Here is a 13,896-nt window from a genome sequence, read left to right as displayed (position 1 = left end):
CGAGCTTACGTCAATGAGCTTTGGCCATTGTCAGAATGGATTGTGCTGCGGTTATGCCGGAGAGAGCGGCTCCTTCCATGAAGCCCTGCCATTCATAGAAGGAGTTCGCATGTTCTCCGGCAAACAACAGGTTTCCCACAGGAACACCCTCCAGTCCGGCCATCGTAGTAAATTGGCCAGGACGGTAGCAGGTGTAGCTGCCTTTCATCAGCTGATTCGACGGCCAATGTTCGAGATGGGCAAGATACCGGCCTTGCACCAGCGCGGCGGCCCCCCAGGCTCCAGGGTACAGCCGATTCAAATCTTGTAAGAACTGCTGAGTATTTGCCTGGAGCGCATTAGGATCTAAGCGAGTAGCGCGGGGCCCGCTCGAATAATCTGTCAGAACACCTCTTGTCGCCGATCCCAGAGCAGGATTTGTCTCCCACGTCGTCTGAAGATGTGCTAGATCGGAGTAGGAGGTGCCGTTCCCACCCAGTGCCAGCCAAGGTCGACTTGAAAAGCCAACCATTGTCTTTGCATTGGAGCCATATCCCAAATTTTGAATCGTCGCGTGCTGTGCAGGAGGCACGCCTAGGCTGCTGTCCAAATCCACGTGGCGCAGAGTCGTAAATGGAATGGCCAGGACGGCCGCATCATGAGAGAACGTGACGGTGCGAGCACCTTGTTGAAAGGTGAGCTCGATGCGCCCATCGCTTATCTTGCGGACTCGCATGAGCCTATTCCCATACAGAATTTGCCCGGGCAGTTCGCCGATCAATCCCTCAATGATCAGGTCATTGCCGCCTACTAAATGATAGCGTTCGTCGCTGATGCCGAACGGGGTGAACTCCGAACGGCGGTCAGGGTGGATGAACAGAAGAAGATTGAGAGCGCTTTGTTCATCTGCCGTGAGGCCATACTCGCCTTCATAGGCTGCAATGATGGCGGCTTTCGCGAGGGGGCCTGCCTTCATTCCGGCGCCATTCTGGCCCTCCAGATAGGCGAGCAAATTCGTTCGGTCGAGAGTCACATCGTCAGGCGTATGGGAGATCGCCGTGACCGCCCTCGACAGACGGCTCAAATCGGTCCGCATCACGGATACAAAATCACGAAATTCATTCACGATCGCGGTTTCCGGGTACCGTTGTCCGGCAAAGTGGTAAAACACTTCTCCCGGCTCCTTGTTCACATCTTCTACGATGAGACCGAATCGTTGCGCATAGCCCAGCATGGTCTTATGCAAATTGTCGATGAGCTCCCCGCCACGTTCCGCCACTTGCCCGGGGAAAAATCCGCGTAATGATGAACAGCGGCCGCCCGCATGGGCCGCTGCTTCATAGAGAGAGGCTCGAATGCCCTGGGCTTTAAGTGTATCCGCGCAAGCCAATCCGGCGAGTCCTGCCCCGACGATTCCGACTGAGAGTGAGGAAGGCAACGGTTTGGCACCAGCCTGCCGTGGAAAGCCGGCCATCGTACCCATGGCGAGTGTGGCGCCGGCGCCGGCTAAAAATTGGCGGCGCGAGATCACTCGAGACTCCATGATTGAAGTCTGCTTTTCGATGACATCAAGGGCATCGGCTGCAGAACCGTCCTGTCGTTCGGTCAATAACGCGGCTTTTATGACACGACGCAATGAACGAAGCGGAACACTTCGAGCCATCGGTAAGCCTCCCGGTTGGTGAACGGCTAGGGCGGTATCTTACAGCAGGGTAAAAAAACCGGGAAGAGATAACGAAGAGTGAGATGTAACGAGCAGCCTTTGTATCACGTTACTGAATAGTCGAACGATGTCTATCCGACGCGGAAAGGTTCGGTGTAGGGATTGTACAGAATGAAAGTGCGGACCTGTACTATTGTGAGACAGTCTTGATGAGCGGAATAGCTGCTCGAGTAAAAGTGGGGTGATTTTGTTTCTGCTTAAGTGGTAGATTCGATGTCAACGACAGAGAAATGTGATTTGCCACTCTTCCACCAGGAGGAATTTGCGATGGGACTTTTCGGCACGATTATGGAGAAACTTGGATTTGGTGCCGCGGCGCACGCGGCAACCGCACCTCCGGTTGCTGCACCAGCGACAGCCGCTCCGTCAGCTCCCACTGCCGCGCCGGCGGCTCCAAAGCCTACTGCGATGTCGGCGGTCGATGTCGTGGGAAAACTTGAAGGGCTTGCCGCGAAGAATTCGCAGAAGCTGAATTGGAAGACCTCGATCGTCGATTTGATGAAGCTCTTGAATTTGGACAGCAGTCTCACGGCGCGTAAAGAACTTGCGACCGAGCTCGGGTGCCCTGCGGACAAGATGGGTGATTCAGCCCACATGAATATGTGGCTTCATAAAGCGGTGTTGCAGAAATTGGCGGCAAACGGTGGGAATATTCCCAAGGAACTTTTGCATTAACGGGATGCAGAGCGGGAGGTCGTCAGCCCTCTCGCTCGCTCTCGATCAATACCGGACGGGAAAGGCTCAGCCGTTGCGGTGATTCCGTCAGGACCAGGGGCGTCTGTTGGAGCTCATCGGCCACCGGGTGTGAGCCCATGTCGATCGATCCTTTAAAAAAAGCGCCCTCTTCCATCGAGAACGACGGAGCAGAGACGTCGCCGAGGACGACCGCGGGCTTGAGCAGTTGGATCTTACTCGTCGCGGTCACGTTGCCATGGATCTTTCCTCTGGTCACAATGGTTTCCGCGACGATGGTTCCTCGGATCGTGGCATTCTCACCGATCACCAACATCCCTTTTGCATGGATCTCGCCCTCAATCGAGCTGTCGAGCTGAACCGTGCTGTGAAAGTGGACGATGCCCTTGAACGTGACGTCCTTTCCCAGGACGGTGAAATTCCCATTGTCGGAATCGCCCTCTCGTTTTTTGTCCCACATGATGGCCCTCGTTCAGAGTGGTTGCAAAAATAGGTATGAACCATACAGGAGTCGGCAACAAGAAGCAAAGACTGATTTGGGGAGGTCGTTTGAGATGAGAGGCGGAATGCTATCGTGTATCGGACGGTGGATTCTGGGACGGTGTTTTGTTCGAAGTCCCTCTTCCGACGGATTTGATCGTTGCTCCGATTGCCGGTCCGATTTTGGGAATTTCTTTTTCGATATTCTTCGCGGCACTCCGTAATCCACGTGTGAGATCTTCGACGGTGAGTCCTTTGTTTCGGTCGACTTGTTGGGAGTCGGCGGCCATGGCGAGTGCTCCGCCTGTGGAAAGAACGGGGAGCCACACAAGCCAGACGATGATCCATCGGTGCTGCATCGAACAACTATACCAGAAGAATCCATGCCGCTCCTCGGTGTTGGCGATGGAGTATTCGGCTGAGATCGCGTATGATCCGCGCTGGTTTCCGGCCGGTTGAGTAAGGGAGTGATGTGCCATGGGGATTGACTCGTCAGCACGGTGGTTGGTGGGAATCGGTTGCGTCAGTGCAGGACTTGGCGTCGCGGCTGGGGCATTCGGCGCGCATATGCTCAAGACGATTTTGGAGCCGTCAATGTTGGCGGTCTACGATACCGCGACTCGCTATCAGATGTACCACGCGTTTGGTCTGATCTTGAGCGGGTTTGGAGTGCACCTCGGACGTGATACCGGTACGGCCAAAGCGGGGTGGCTGTTTGCAGCCGGGACCGTCCTGTTTTGCGGGAGCCTGTACGCAGTATCGCTCTTGGGTATCCGATGGTTGGGCGCCGTGACGCCGGTCGGTGGCGTGCTCTTCATCGCAGGTTGGGGTGTTTTGGGGTGGCGTGCCTGGCGCTGGGGAGGATGTTGAAAAAGTCCTCCAGCTTTGTTCTCGCATCGCTCAAGGCCTCAACCTACCAACCGCGTACGCCTCGGTCTTTCGCTTGCTGCGGTCTCGCTGGACGGTCTTTTTGAACATCCTGCGTGCTATCCACTATGGCTTGCAGGGAGCGAGGCGTTTGCCGCTGATGGGACCCCATCCGCCGGTGTTGTTCTGAAAAGACCCTTCGATCTTCTGATCGTCTTTGATGAACAGGAGACTGTCTTCTTGGATGTGTCCGTTCTGCTCCCAACGCAAGTAAATGGCATCTCCGAGAACGATGCTTTCCGCCGGCGCGGCAGCATTGGCCGAGGCTTGTCCTGGCGGGGAAAAGATGATGGTGGATTTCTGCTCTCCATGGATCTGGTGATTATGAATGATCCATTGCCAGGTCCCGCAGAGTCGTGAATGGCCTTTGGCTTGTCGGATCCGCTCCTTCCACCCATGGATGTTCCACCAGGCCGTGATGGCGTGGTGACTGGCTTCAAACGCCGTACGTTCCGCCGCCAAGAGCAGTTCGACGTTTCGTGCCTGCAATGTTCCCTGCGCCGGCTGAGATCCTCGTTCGTCCTTTGTCAGACGGAGGAGCTCAGGAAATGAGGCCGTCGGGTTTTTTGCCCGTAACCAGTCTTGCCGTGCGGTAGGAAGGGGAACGTCGGGACCGGATGATCCTGCCTCCTGGCGAAGGGAATTGGCGAACTGCCATGTCCCCAACGCTTTCATCAACTCAGAGACGGACTGGGACAATTCCACCACCCCAAGTTCCTTGACCATTTTGCCGGGGAGTTTGGCTCCCAAGACTCCGGCGGCATCTTTCAACCCCAGGGCCGGTCCGACCGATGTCGTAAACAACCTCAGCGCTCCCTCGTCTGACTCGAGCAGCGCAAGCTGATCGCCTCGTTGCGTCACCACGTCGGTCAATACGCGCGGAGAGCCTTGTTCCTCCGCCATGGCCAACGACGGGAGGAGGAGTACGCCCAGCAGGATGAGGAATGGGCCTACTCTTTCCTGCCGTTGTCCGAGACCAGGTTGATGCTGCGTCAGCTTGTTTGCCATATTGCCGAGTATGTATGGAAAATCGTCAAGGGGAGAGCGGGCCTGACTCATGTTCCTTGGAAACACGACTTCAGAAAGCCGGCCGTACGCTCCCACGCGAGGGACGCACTGTCGGCGTCATAGGCATGTGGTTTCGTCTCGTTGCAGAACGCATGTGAGGCGTTGGGGTAAGAATGGATCTCGACCCGCTTGGCGTATGCTGCGGAAGTACTCCGTAGTTGTTCGACATCGTCCTGTGTGGCCCAGGTGTCGTTTCCCGCCTGATGATAGAGGACCGGCGAAAAGAGGTCTTTCATCATTTCGTTGGGCGTCACCATTTTGCCGTAATATGAAACGGCCGCACGCAACCGTTTTCGGTGGCAGGCGAACCGCAGTGCATACGATCCACCCATTCCGTACCCGACGACCCCATGAATATTCTTCTTCGCCATGGTGCGAGTATTGAGATATTCGCAGCACGAGTTGATATCGGTGATGACCTGGTCGTCGTTCTGTCGTGCCAGCAGGGCAGCGGCGACGTCGTCGTTGGCGGTGACCATCCCTCCCAATCGACCGTAGAGATTGGGAATAACGACCATGTATCCTTCACAGGCCAGGCGTGCGCCAAGATCCTTCATCTGACTCGTCAGTCCCCACCAATCATGGAGCAGGACAAGCCCTGGATAGGTCCCGGCTTGTTGCGGCCAAAAGAGCAGGCAATCGACTTGGTGCTCCTTCGGCATTTTGCTTTTGAAATAGGGGTCCACCATCTGATCGGTATGTGTGGGGATCGGTACGCCGCTTGGGAAACGGGCGGTTCCCGTTCCGATCTGATCGACTGAAAACGGAGCGATTGGTGCTGTAGGCATGATTGAGATTCTGTTACCGGAGTGGTGTTGTGCCGAACATGGCGTTACTATATGAAGCCGTTTGTGGGAATGTCAATTGACGGCTGGATGACGTGGCTCTAACGATAGTCCGACGTATCATGAACAGAGACCGCATCAGAGTGGGGTTGATCGGGGTCGGCCGGCACGGAGCTCGATATGCCCAGCATCTTGTTCATGATCTGCCTATGGCTTCTCTCCAGGCTGTGTGTCGACGACATCCCGAACAGGGGTTTCAGCTCCCTGGTGCCGACTCGGTTACGGTGTACGGTGAGGCCCATGCGCTCATCGCTGATCCGTCGGTCGACGCGATCGTGGTTGTGACTCCCCCTCTGTACTCCCCGGAGATCTGCCGACTTGCTGTGCAAGCCCGCAAACCCTTGTTGGTTGAGAAGCCGCTGGCGACAACGGTCACCGATGCCCGGACAATGGTTGCGCTGGCCCACGATGCCGGGCTCCCGTTCATGACGGCCCAGACCCTTCGGTTCGACAGGACCATTCAGCACATGAAGCGCTTCCAATCCTCTCTCGGGCGCTCTCTGGAGCTTGACGCAGTCTTTCAGATCGAGATTCGGAAGACGGCTCCGGACCATGTGGCGGGCTATGGGAAGCGAGGGGCCTTACTGGAGATCGGTGTGCACATGCTTGATCTGGCTCGGTTTCTGACGGGTGAAGAGGTACAGGCCGTGCGCTGCACGATGGATCACATCCCACCGATTGCTCCGGAACGAATGGCCTCAGTTCATCTCACCATGACAGGGGGAACGATCTGTCGCATGGAGATCACCCGAGTTGTGAGTGAGCGTGCGGGACGAGCAATCTGGGTCGGTTCACAGGGGCGGGTAGAGGCCGACTGGATGCGTCGCCGAATTTGTACTGAAACGAGTTCCGGGGAAACGACAGCCGATATCGACATCCCTCCGTCCCTGACCGTCCTCGATACCCTCTCAGCATTCCTTCAGGCGGTCCATGACGGCACACCTATGCCGATCACGGGAGAAGACGGGTGCCGAGCTGTGGAAATCGCCGAAGCCTGTTACCAATCGGCTCAGCTCGGGGGCGCTCCCGTCATCGTCGACCGTTGGTCGCCCTTCGAAAGAACTCAGGGCCGTAAGCCTGCCGAAGTGTGAACCGTGACGTGCACCCATGAAGCGTCGTACGCTTCACGAGATACCTCTCTATCGTGATGCGGTCTACGATTCTGCGACGATGTGGGTATCCGTTTCTTCGATGCCGTCGATCGCATGGATTTTGGTAATCACCACGTCGGAGAGAGCGCGCTCGTCCTGGACGCTGATAAAGACGAAAATATCCGGACGGCCGAAGCAGGAGTGAGCCTGTTCAACACCTGGGATGCGCTTCAGTGCACTGACCACATCCTTCGTTCGTCCCGCTTTGACCTTGATAAGAATGTACGCTCTCGTCGCCATGGGATTCTCCTTTATTCAGGTTGTGATATCCATATGGGTTGTACGTGTGATGTCGCTTGGTGAAATGGGTTTCGTGTTGCAAGGTTCGGGTTTCATGTCCTTCAATGAAGCCATCACAAGAGACCAGACACTCGAAACCAGCACCATGAAAGAGCGTGCTAGCGTGTGGTGCCCGGCATCGTGTTCCGATGACGCGTATAGACCTCCTCAAAGGCCAATCCTTGTGCCATGAGGGCCGATCGGCCGTCCCGCAGGAGTCGCATGAATCGCCGAAAATCATCCACCGACACATTAAACTGTCCGAGCCCCACCGCCAGTTTCTCCCCCTCGTCAGGTGAGGCCTTGAAGTCGGCATCCGCGAGTGCTTCCAGCACGTCTGCTGTCCACCCGTTGGCGCGAAATTGCTCCAGGGCAGGTGCGGCTTGTTCTCCGTGCTTGTCGGCCAGCGCACGTTGGGCGAATGCCTGAATTGCGGGATCCGCTCCCTTGGCAAAGACGGATTGCAGTTGGATGACGGCTTGGATGACACGATCGGCCTCTCGCGTGCCTTCGGGCGGAAGCACTGCCGCCTGCTGAAGGGTGGCCAGCACGGCCATGGCTGATCCAACATAAGGGGAAGCGTGCTTGGGTTGTTGCCGAGGAACGCCGGTAGTTCCGTCGATCGCCAAGACAGAATCATTCTGGATCGGGAGTAAGCCCAACCAGAGCGTCATACCAAGGATCAGGATCTGAGAGGGGTGTTCATAGCATGGTGGTTCATCCGACCGAACCGAATTCTCTGGCGGTGCCCTGCGGAGCATGGCGAATTATACAGAGCCGGTTGATGGGGTGCTAGCCCACATTCTCCATGGAGGCCTCTCCTGTAGCCGATCATACGTGGCCGGGTAAGTCCGGCCGAAGGGGCACGAGCCGCCTCGAACTGTAGCCTGAGACGAAACGGTCGAGAGAAGGTTCTATTGAAACCCTTACAGAGACTCCCTATAATGAACACATTTTTTTCAGTGGCCCAGCCGGCAGGCTGCGGAAAAACCAGCTGGGCAAGGCTCGCATACGCAACTGGGGCGCACCAGAGTCTGGTTCAGGAACGAGCACAGGATGCTCAAAAAGGCTGTCCGGCAAGGCCGCAGCGAGTAAAGAGGCGAACCGTACTCCCCGCCGTACGGTGAGCGTCTGAGCGACGCGAGAACGATGCCGGCGGACTGTTTCAGCATCTTGCTAGGGAAAGGCGTGGGGTCATGCTTGCGAGGGTCACGAGCGCGGCGCTGGTCGGTCTTGATGCACATCTCGTAGATGTCGAAGTCGATATTTCCGGCGGGCTCCCGCAGTTTTCGGTCGTCGGGTTGCCGGATGCCACGGTGAAGGAAAGCCGAGACCGTGTTCGATCCGCACTGAAGAATACCGGGTTTCACTTCCCTGCCAAACGCATCACCGTCAATCTTGCTCCTGCCGGCGTCAAAAAAGAGGGGTCGGGGCTCGACCTCGCGATTGCCATCGGCATTCTCGTCGCGGAGGAGGTGATTCCGCAGTCGGTGCTCGATCGTTCCGTGCTTGTCGGGGAATTGTCGTTGGACGGCCGCGTGAAGCCGATTACCGGAGCCCTGTCCTTTGCGCTGGTCTGCCGAACCGGTTACGACTTGCTGCTTCCCGCAGACAATGGGGCTGAAGCGGCATGGGTCAAGGGGGTTCGTGTCTATCCGATCCACACCCTTCCTGAAGCGGTCGAATTTCTGAAGCGAAGCCGGGTTCTCGTTCCAAGCGAGTCATGTCTGGGTATCTTGGGGGCGGTCAGCACGACGGAAGATGAGGACTATGCCGATGTTCGTGGACAGGACCACGCCAAACGAGCCCTCGAAGTGGCAGCGGCGGGGGGACACAATGTTTTGATGGTCGGTCCCCCCGGATCCGGTAAGACCATGTTGGCGCGCCGCTTGCCGTCCATCCTGCCGTTGTTGGAATTGGATGAAGCGATTGAAACGACCAGAGTGCACAGCGTGGCGGGATTACTCACCCCGGACCGACCGTTGTTGACCGTTCGGCCGTTTCGGGCCCCTCACCACAGTATCTCTGACGCAGGGTTGGTCGGGGGAGGGACCATCCCCAAGCCCGGGGAAGTCTCGCTTGCGCATAACGGGGTGTTGTTTTTGGACGAATCGCTTGAATTCAAACGAGGGGCGCTCGAAGGGCTACGGCAACCGTTGGAGGATGGGTCTGTCATCCTGACAAGGGCAAGTGGGACGCTTAAATACCCAGCCCAGTTCATGCTGATTGCGGCGATGAACCCCTGTCCTTGTGGATATTATGGAGACAGGACTCGGTCTTGTATCTGTTCCGGCATACAGATTCGCCGGTATCGTGCAAAACTTTCCGGTCCCTTATTGGACCGGCTGGATATTCATCTGGATGTTCCGCCGGTGCCGGTTCGAGAGCTTCGCACGGAGCTGCCCGCCGCAGAATCTTCTGCGGCGATCCGATCGCGTGTCGCGACGGCGCGCGATCGACAGCGGCGGCGGTACCGAGCGGAGGGGATCTATGCAAATGCGCAGTTGAAGCCGCGGCTGGTAAAACGGTATTGTGGAATCGATCAGCCCGCTCAAGAGTTGCTTGAGCAGGCGATGGCAAAGCTTCGACTCTCCGCGCGAGCCCACGGACGTATCCTGCGTGTCGCACGGACGATCGCGGACCTGGCCGACTCAGAGAGGATCGAGACCGTGCATATTGCAGAGGCGATTCAGTATCGTTCGTTTGACCGTAACCCTGACGTGTGAGGCTTCCGTGGCATCGGTACGCGTGTTTATCTGGTGGTTTGTCGTGGGTGCCACGATGGCGTTGTCCGTCATCATGGTGCAAGGTGGCATCAGGGAAGTCATGCAAGCGCAAGGGTCGGTGTGGGAGTTGAAACTGGTAGAGCTGCTGACGACGGTGATGGGCGGAGGGTTGTTGGGCGGCTGTACCGCGCTGATCCTCGATCGAATCAAGAAATCGTGATGGTCGGTCTGAGTCCTTCCCTGATGTGACGATTCACGCGATGACCGGAGCAGGAGTGCTGCTTCTACCGTTGGCGGCACCGTGCCTCTTGAATGTCTCTATCTGACGAGAGTCTTCGCGGTGTCGAGATCGGGAACCCCTTTTCGCTTGCCCTTCCTCTGACATTGAAATACCGTCATTCGTGGTTTACAGCTCCGTAGGGCTCTGGCAAACGGGGAGGGGCGATGCCGCGTAACGACCAGGCTGTCCGACAGCTCATTCTCCTCAACAAGCTGGAAGCGTCGCGGCAGGGACTCACGCTGGAGCAACTCGCCGAAGGGTTCGACCATTCCGCCGTCCGCCATCCACGCACGGTGCGACGCGATCTCGATGCCATTGAATCGGCCGGCTGGCCGCTGGTGACCGAGCGGATCGACGGTCGGATACGTTGGAAGCTCCTCGATGGAGTGCGCCATGCTCCGGCCCTCCGGTTCTCACCGACAGAACTCATGGCCCTTACGTTGAGTCGTCGTCTCATTGCCCCGCTCGAAGGCACCACCCTGCATGCCTCCCTTCAATCTGCTTTGAGTAAAGCCTCGGCAGCGCTGCCGCCGGAAGGGCTTGCGTTGGTGCACCAACTTGAAGGCACATTTTCCGTCGGCCTCGGTCCGCATAAGCGATATAAACGTCATCGAGAGGTCGTCGAGCGTGTCGCCCATGCCATTGCCGAGAAAAAACGGATCCAGATGCGCTACGAGTCCGCCTCGCGCGGGCGCGTGACTAGGCGGGAAGTCGATCCCTACCGGCTCTGGTACGCCTCCGGGGGGCTCTATCTCGTCGGCTATTGCCACCTTCGCAACGAGCCACGCATGTTCGCCGTCGAGCGGATCAAGTCCGTGACGCCCACCGAGTTGCCGTATCAAATCCCGCTGCACTTCGACTTCGAGGCCTTTGTGGAGGATACGCTCACCGTCATGCGTGGACCGCGCATTGAGGTGGAACTGATTTTCGAGAAAGGGACGGCTGCGTGGGCAAAAGATCGTGTCTGGCATCCGAGTCAACAATTGAAACGGTTGCCGGGCGGCAAGCTACGGATGACCCTGATCGTTGCCGACAGCCGGGAACTCGTCGGATGGATTCTCAGCTTTGGCAGCGGTGTCCGGGTGGTATGTCCCGACGGTCTGCGAGTAGCTGTTGCGGAAGAGGCTGACTCTATTCAACGAAGGAACTCCGGCTCAGCACTATGAGAATGATCGGCGTGATGCGGGCAAATACAGACGCACACCTGGAATCTTTTTGAAGTGGGTATCCAGGCTGTACACCGGGCAGTGGTGTTCGATAGCCAAGGCGGCGATGATCAGATCCGACAGCGGCAAGGTCACGCCTCTACGAAGCAGCTGTGCCGAGAGATCACCTGTCTGCGACCAAATGAACTGAGTCACTTCATGGTAGGGCAAGGCCAGCAAGGCCTCGGAAAGGGTCTCCCGTTCCGACGATGTGCGGCAACCCTGGAGCAATTCAGCCAGTACCACTCCGACCAGGACGACTTCGTCGGCGTCAATAAGTAAATCGAGAGTGGCTTTTTGAGGCGAATTTGGACGATTAAAGAATGGAATCCAGACGGATGTATCAGCGATGACCATGACGGCGGCGCTTCAAGGATGCTTGATGGTGGAGCTCGGTCTGTTCCAGCTCTTTCCAATCCAGGTCGAGACGGATCTTGCCGCTCAGAGACTTGAGCTCATCTAGTTTTTTTCTCCGAATCAATTCCGCTGCCGCCTGATGGATCGCGTCAGTCTTGGTTTTGGCGGAAGTCACGTCCATAAGTTTCCGAATGAGCTTCTCGTTGAGATCTAAGGTTGTACGCATTCAGCACCTCTCTTTGATATGCCAGTATCGTATGCATGGAGGAGGCAGATGTCAATCGTTCTCACTGGAAAGCCGGCATTGGCCAGATCGTGATCGGACGGCACGCCGGTATCGGTAGAGACCCTGGATGTCATGATCAGTTCAGAGCGAGAACCGACCTGGCTGTCGGAAGCCCTTACTAGAGTCGAAGAAAGTGTGCGGTAAGGAAATTGTTTCGGAAGGGACCTCCGATGTCACAGTCGTCCGGTATAGTAGGCCGCGATGAACTGGTGGCAAGGAGGCGACAATGAGACCGACAGGGCTGCTGATCATGCTAGTTCTGATGTGGACCACAACAAGCCACGCCGAGATGGGCTTCGACCGGCGCTACGAGCGGGACTACAACATCTTCACTCCGACAACCCGGTATGCGCCGGATAATCCGCTCAATCCCGTCAATAAGTACGACCCTAACAGCGCGTTCAATTCCGTGAACCGGTACGATCCCGGCAATCCGACCAACCCGATCAATCAATACAATCCGAATAATCCCTTCAATCCGGTGAATCGCTACCATCCGGACAATCCGCTGAATCCGGTGAACAAGTACAACCCCGACGTGCCGTTTGCACCGTTGGATGGGAGGGGAAGATGAGGGGAAGGCGCTTAGGTGCGCAGCCACCGAACGGTGATCAGATGCTCGACAGCATGGAATTCAGGGTCGCTCGTCAGGACCGTTCCTCCGATGCGACGGGCCGTGGCGATACAGAACGCATCCGCGTAAGAGACCGCATAGGCACTTTTGATTTCCGCCGCCTCGCGGACCAACGGCAGATCGACCGGAACCAGTTCAATGGGCAACTGTTCCAGAAGCCGCAGGGATTCCGTGGCCCGTTCCGCGCCCACTTTGCGTTTGACGATGTAAAAGAATTCGCCCCAATTGACCCAGTTCAAGTAGGCTTTGGTTCCAGCCCGCTATTGCTCGTACAGAACGGTACGGACCTTTTCCCACCCGGGTTCCTTATGGAAGAGGCTCACCAGCGCAAAACTATCGAGGACGAGTTTTTTGCTCACGCCGGGTCTCCTCCCGATGCTCGCGACGGAGGTCGTCCGTCAGGGAGAACTTGCCCGTGAGAAATCCTGTAGCTGCTGCGATAGGATCATCCGCCGCAGGCGTAATGACCAAGCGGCCGCTTTCTTCGGTCAACTGGACTCTACCCCCGGCTTTGAACCCCAGCTTGCGTCGAAGTTGCCGGGGAATCAGAATCTGACCCTTTGAAGAGAGTTGGGAGACAGGCATGGAAACGTCCTCCGATTCCATAACAGTATATCGAAGGAAGAAATCGTGGTCAATTTGCAATCGTGTCTGGTGCGATGTGCCGAGCCACACATCGTGGCGGACTGGCTCCCTGAGGCATGTCCCTTGATTCTGCTCGGACCATGAGGATCTAGGATGGTCGAGAGGTGCTGTCCCCATGATGTAAATCCGAGGAGATATGACCCCATGTGATGGCAAGGCGCACCCCCATATAGTTACAAGTATCATCCGGACAATCCGCTGAATCCGGTGAACAAATACAATCCCGACGTGCCGTTTGGGCCGCTGGATAAAAGGAGGAGTCGGGGGACAAAACCATGGTCATGGCCGAAACGAGGCAGGCAAGCGTCTCTACCTTCCGGTGTCGGCTGCCTGGAACACATAGGACAGTTCACCCTGAAGCCCAAGCCGGTCAGCCCAGCTCCAGAGGTAGTCAAGATCGACGCGCAAGTGAGGATTCTTGATAATGCCCAGCACATCTTCAAAATCATGAGGACGGCCAGCCTTGAGCTTCAGGAGAATCAGGTCTTCCGGACTGCAGACATACAGGGAGACGCCAAGAAGCTGCAGCGCTTGTCTGCGAGCAAGCGCCGATTGAGACTGGCGATCGTTCGCGAAGAGAAGGTCCAGAGGAATCGTAGGGTAAGAACGATGAGTCAG

General features: G+C 56.9%; 18 protein-coding genes and 1 pseudogene. 7 read left to right on the top strand and 12 right to left on the bottom strand.

Annotation, left to right across the window (positions count from 1 at the left end; translation table 11 throughout):
• Positions 1-10: 10 nt before the first annotated feature.
• Positions 11-1,642, bottom strand: coding sequence for a flavin monoamine oxidase family protein (locus tag ACYX34_RS17485; RefSeq protein WP_462077867.1), 1,632 nt, complete (start codon positions 1,640-1,642; stop codon positions 11-13).
• A gap of 327 nt (positions 1,643-1,969) precedes the next feature.
• On the opposite strand from ACYX34_RS17485, the gene ACYX34_RS17480 reads away from it, so the two are divergent.
• Complete coding sequence (locus ACYX34_RS17480) at positions 1,970-2,377, top strand: DUF3597 domain-containing protein (protein ID WP_462077866.1); 408 nt, start codon at positions 1,970-1,972, stop codon at positions 2,375-2,377.
• A 22-nt stretch (positions 2,378-2,399) separates the two neighbouring features.
• On the opposite strand, the gene ACYX34_RS17475 is transcribed toward ACYX34_RS17480, so the two are convergent.
• Positions 2,400-2,855, bottom strand: coding sequence for a bactofilin family protein (locus ACYX34_RS17475; RefSeq protein WP_462077865.1), 456 nt, complete (start codon positions 2,853-2,855; stop codon positions 2,400-2,402).
• A gap of 109 nt (positions 2,856-2,964) precedes the next feature.
• Entirely contained in the window at positions 2,965-3,354 is a 390-nt protein-coding gene (locus ACYX34_RS17470; protein WP_462077864.1) for a hypothetical protein, read from the bottom strand.
• Here ACYX34_RS17470 and ACYX34_RS17465 point away from each other — a divergent pair.
• Complete coding sequence (locus ACYX34_RS17465; protein WP_462077863.1) at positions 3,353-3,745, top strand: DUF423 domain-containing protein; 393 nt, start codon at positions 3,353-3,355, stop codon at positions 3,743-3,745. The genes ACYX34_RS17470 and ACYX34_RS17465 overlap by 2 nt on opposite strands.
• 123 nt (positions 3,746-3,868) lie before the next feature.
• On the opposite strand, the gene ACYX34_RS17460 is transcribed toward ACYX34_RS17465, so the two are convergent.
• Positions 3,869-4,861 (bottom strand): hypothetical protein, encoded by a 993-nt coding sequence (locus ACYX34_RS17460; protein ID WP_462077862.1) that lies wholly within the window; start codon positions 4,859-4,861, stop codon positions 3,869-3,871.
• Positions 4,858-5,658, bottom strand: a complete 801-nt coding sequence (locus ACYX34_RS17455) for a dienelactone hydrolase family protein (RefSeq protein WP_462077861.1) — start codon at positions 5,656-5,658, stop codon at positions 4,858-4,860. Before ACYX34_RS17455 ends, ACYX34_RS17460 begins: the two co-directional genes overlap by 4 nt.
• 119 nt (positions 5,659-5,777) lie before the next feature.
• Between ACYX34_RS17455 and ACYX34_RS17450 the strand changes: the two genes are divergently transcribed.
• A complete protein-coding gene (locus ACYX34_RS17450; RefSeq protein ID WP_462077860.1) occupies positions 5,778-6,806 on the top strand; it encodes a Gfo/Idh/MocA family protein in 1,029 nt (342 codons plus the stop codon).
• Between the two features lie 63 nt (positions 6,807-6,869).
• Here ACYX34_RS17450 and ACYX34_RS17445 read toward each other — a convergent pair whose 3' ends face one another.
• Both ACYX34_RS17445 and ACYX34_RS17440 read right to left on the bottom strand, forming a co-directional pair.
• Positions 6,870-7,106, bottom strand: coding sequence for an Lrp/AsnC family transcriptional regulator (locus tag ACYX34_RS17445; RefSeq protein ID WP_462077859.1), 237 nt, complete (start codon positions 7,104-7,106; stop codon positions 6,870-6,872).
• Positions 7,107-7,264: 158 nt separating this feature from the next.
• Positions 7,265-7,819, bottom strand: a complete 555-nt coding sequence (locus tag ACYX34_RS17440; protein WP_462077858.1) for a YfgM family protein — start codon at positions 7,817-7,819, stop codon at positions 7,265-7,267.
• A 522-nt stretch (positions 7,820-8,341) separates the two neighbouring features.
• On the opposite strand from ACYX34_RS17440, the gene ACYX34_RS17435 reads away from it, so the two are divergent.
• From ACYX34_RS17435 to ACYX34_RS17425, 3 genes are all read left to right on the top strand, one after another.
• A complete protein-coding gene (locus ACYX34_RS17435) occupies positions 8,342-9,871 on the top strand; it encodes a YifB family Mg chelatase-like AAA ATPase (protein WP_462077857.1) in 1,530 nt (509 codons plus the stop codon).
• 7 nt (positions 9,872-9,878) lie between these two features.
• Positions 9,879-10,091 (top strand): hypothetical protein, encoded by a 213-nt coding sequence (locus ACYX34_RS17430; RefSeq protein WP_462077856.1) that lies wholly within the window; start codon positions 9,879-9,881, stop codon positions 10,089-10,091.
• A gap of 224 nt (positions 10,092-10,315) precedes the next feature.
• Positions 10,316-11,317, top strand: coding sequence for a helix-turn-helix transcriptional regulator (locus tag ACYX34_RS17425; protein WP_462077855.1), 1,002 nt, complete (start codon positions 10,316-10,318; stop codon positions 11,315-11,317).
• Here ACYX34_RS17425 and vapC read toward each other — a convergent pair.
• Together vapC and ACYX34_RS17415 are read right to left on the bottom strand one after the other, a co-directional pair.
• Entirely contained in the window at positions 11,312-11,713 is a 402-nt protein-coding gene (gene vapC / locus ACYX34_RS17420; RefSeq protein ID WP_462077854.1) for a type II toxin-antitoxin system VapC family toxin, read from the bottom strand. The two genes, ACYX34_RS17425 and vapC, sit on opposite strands and share 6 nt — an antisense overlap.
• Complete coding sequence (locus ACYX34_RS17415; RefSeq protein ID WP_462077853.1) at positions 11,700-11,939, bottom strand: type II toxin-antitoxin system VapB family antitoxin; 240 nt, start codon at positions 11,937-11,939, stop codon at positions 11,700-11,702. Before ACYX34_RS17415 ends, vapC begins: the two co-directional genes overlap by 14 nt.
• A 286-nt stretch (positions 11,940-12,225) precedes the next feature.
• Between ACYX34_RS17415 and ACYX34_RS17410 the strand changes: the two genes are divergently transcribed.
• Complete coding sequence (locus tag ACYX34_RS17410) at positions 12,226-12,573, top strand: hypothetical protein (RefSeq protein WP_462077852.1); 348 nt, start codon at positions 12,226-12,228, stop codon at positions 12,571-12,573.
• A gap of 11 nt (positions 12,574-12,584) precedes the next feature.
• Here the strand turns inward: ACYX34_RS17410 and ACYX34_RS17405 are convergent, their stop codons facing one another.
• The 3 genes and pseudogenes from ACYX34_RS17405 to ACYX34_RS17395 form a co-directional block, all read right to left on the bottom strand.
• On the bottom strand, positions 12,585-12,872 hold the full coding sequence (locus ACYX34_RS17405; RefSeq protein ID WP_462077851.1) for a PIN domain-containing protein: 288 nt from the start codon (positions 12,870-12,872) through the stop codon (positions 12,585-12,587).
• 94 nt (positions 12,873-12,966) lie between these two features.
• Positions 12,967-13,218 (bottom strand): AbrB/MazE/SpoVT family DNA-binding domain-containing protein, encoded by a 252-nt coding sequence (locus ACYX34_RS17400; protein ID WP_462077850.1) that lies wholly within the window; start codon positions 13,216-13,218, stop codon positions 12,967-12,969.
• 369 nt (positions 13,219-13,587) lie between these two features.
• Positions 13,588-13,896 (bottom strand): annotated as a pseudogene (locus ACYX34_RS17395) (hypothetical protein); the annotation flags it as partial.

This window comes from Nitrospira sp. CMX1, assembly GCF_054902215.1.
Note: the sequence above shows the minus strand (reverse complement) of the source record. Positions and strands in the feature narration are given on the sequence as shown.

Coding starts and splice junctions, on each gene's coding strand:
- vapC (WP_462077854.1), bottom strand. CDS start 11,713: ATGGTCATCGCTGATACATCCGTCTGGATTCCATTCTTTAATCGTCCA.
- ACYX34_RS17470 (WP_462077864.1), bottom strand. CDS start 3,354: ATGGCACATCACTCCCTTACTCAACCGGCCGGAAACCAGCGCGGATCA.
- ACYX34_RS17435 (WP_462077857.1), top strand. CDS start 8,342: ATGCTTGCGAGGGTCACGAGCGCGGCGCTGGTCGGTCTTGATGCACAT.
- ACYX34_RS17445 (WP_462077859.1), bottom strand. CDS start 7,106: ATGGCGACGAGAGCGTACATTCTTATCAAGGTCAAAGCGGGACGAACG.
- ACYX34_RS17485 (WP_462077867.1), bottom strand. CDS start 1,642: ATGGCTCGAAGTGTTCCGCTTCGTTCATTGCGTCGTGTCATAAAAGCC.
- ACYX34_RS17400 (WP_462077850.1), bottom strand. CDS start 13,218: ATGCCTGTCTCCCAACTCTCTTCAAAGGGTCAGATTCTGATTCCCCGG.
- ACYX34_RS17475 (WP_462077865.1), bottom strand. CDS start 2,855: ATGTGGGACAAAAAACGAGAGGGCGATTCCGACAATGGGAATTTCACC.
- ACYX34_RS17440 (WP_462077858.1), bottom strand. CDS start 7,819: ATGACGCTCTGGTTGGGCTTACTCCCGATCCAGAATGATTCTGTCTTG.
- ACYX34_RS17460 (WP_462077862.1), bottom strand. CDS start 4,861: ATGAGTCAGGCCCGCTCTCCCCTTGACGATTTTCCATACATACTCGGC.
- ACYX34_RS17455 (WP_462077861.1), bottom strand. CDS start 5,658: ATGCCTACAGCACCAATCGCTCCGTTTTCAGTCGATCAGATCGGAACG.
- ACYX34_RS17465 (WP_462077863.1), top strand. CDS start 3,353: ATGGGGATTGACTCGTCAGCACGGTGGTTGGTGGGAATCGGTTGCGTC.
- ACYX34_RS17450 (WP_462077860.1), top strand. CDS start 5,778: ATGAACAGAGACCGCATCAGAGTGGGGTTGATCGGGGTCGGCCGGCAC.
- ACYX34_RS17480 (WP_462077866.1), top strand. CDS start 1,970: ATGGGACTTTTCGGCACGATTATGGAGAAACTTGGATTTGGTGCCGCG.
- ACYX34_RS17425 (WP_462077855.1), top strand. CDS start 10,316: ATGCCGCGTAACGACCAGGCTGTCCGACAGCTCATTCTCCTCAACAAG.
- ACYX34_RS17410 (WP_462077852.1), top strand. CDS start 12,226: ATGAGACCGACAGGGCTGCTGATCATGCTAGTTCTGATGTGGACCACA.
- ACYX34_RS17415 (WP_462077853.1), bottom strand. CDS start 11,939: ATGCGTACAACCTTAGATCTCAACGAGAAGCTCATTCGGAAACTTATG.